Source organism: Vibrio sp. 1727 (assembly GCF_033344415.1).
GTDB lineage: Bacteria > Pseudomonadota > Gammaproteobacteria > Enterobacterales > Vibrionaceae > Vibrio > Vibrio alginolyticus.
This window is the reverse complement of the sequence record NZ_JAWPOT010000090.1, coordinates 1-1,050: the sequence shown is the minus strand read 5'-3', so window position 1 is coordinate 1,050 and position 1,050 is coordinate 1. Positions and strand designations below refer to the sequence as shown.

2 protein-coding genes are annotated in these 1,050 nt (G+C 41.7%); both read right to left on the bottom strand.

Going from position 1 to position 1,050, the window contains the following annotated elements:
* Positions 1-307 precede the first annotated feature (307 nt).
* Positions 308-598: a type II toxin-antitoxin system RelE/ParE family toxin gene (locus R8O10_RS24005; RefSeq protein WP_140184568.1), complete on the bottom strand. Its 291-nt coding sequence runs from the start codon at positions 596-598 to the stop codon at positions 308-310.
* Positions 586-864 carry a CopG family ribbon-helix-helix protein gene (locus R8O10_RS24000; RefSeq protein ID WP_169696687.1) on the bottom strand — a complete coding sequence of 93 codons (279 nt, stop codon included), beginning with the start codon at positions 862-864 and terminating at the stop codon, positions 586-588. The genes R8O10_RS24005 and R8O10_RS24000 overlap by 13 nt, the downstream gene beginning before the upstream one ends.
* Positions 865-1,050 lie beyond the last annotated feature (186 nt).

Here is a 1,050-nt window from a genome sequence, read left to right as displayed (position 1 = left end):
GCATGAATACCCCTTCCGAACAATTGATGAAATTAATGATGAAATTAAGCCAAACAATTTTGGTGCCGCTTATTCCTATTATGGTAAATCCGTAAGTTAGGCATCAGAAACCATGCTTCCGACACTCTAAAACGCTCTACACGCTGTTTTAGCAAGAAAACCTAGCGTAGACGCCCCTGAAACACTTTGAAAGTTTGTGACGGTTTCAGAACGATTTACAGGACAAAAAGATCGCTATTCAATTGAAACAAAAAACGCCCTCTAAGGGCGTTTTTCCTATGTATTCATCTTGTCGATGGCATCTTTGCTAAAATCCGACCTCTTTCTGGTGACGAACGGCAAGAACCACAATCTTATCTCCAGAAATACGATATCTAGCCACATAACCAGATTTCCCAAACTCAATAATCCAGTCTCGAAATTCTTGGGGCATATTTTCGATCGGTTTTCCAATTGAGGAAGCTTTAGCAACCTCTCTCATGCTACTGATAATTTTTAGACCTGCTCTGGCTGCTGCCCTCGGATCTTTAGCCTTTAAAAACTCTCTGATTCGGTCTAAATCTCGAATGGCTGACGGGGTATAAATCACTTGTGACATTTAGGCGTTTCTACCTCATCCTCACTCCCCCAAGAACCCAACCAATTTTCAACTTCGCTAGCCGTTAAGTGCGAACCTGTCATCTGATACTCATCCCAAGCGTTCAAGGCATCCTGTCTAAATGCCTCTTTCTTTTCTTCTCGTTCGACATACTGAGAGATCGCCTCTTTCATAATCCAATGAGCTGTGCGCTGTTGAGAGTTTGCTAAATTTTGCACTCGATTTTTCAAAGTCTCATCGAGTTTTATAGAAGTTGGAGTAGCCATAACAAGTCCTAAACTTAAAGGGTATTACTAGGTAATACCTTAGCAAAGTTCATCCGTTTAGCCAATGAACTAACGATTAAATCCGATATTCTGACTTCTGCGATTTTGGCGTGCTAACGACTGCTCTTGCTGTATTGCTTTTCCAACGACTGGAGCTGCTGCGTCAAGTTGTTTACTTGCATGGTC

Bases quoted from the DNA above. Each gene is read 5' to 3' on its own strand.
- R8O10_RS24005 (WP_140184568.1), bottom strand. From the start codon at position 598: ATGTCACAAGTGATTTATACCCCGTCAGCCATTCGAGATTTAGACCGA.
- R8O10_RS24000 (WP_169696687.1), bottom strand. From the start codon at position 864: ATGGCTACTCCAACTTCTATAAAACTCGATGAGACTTTGAAAAATCGA.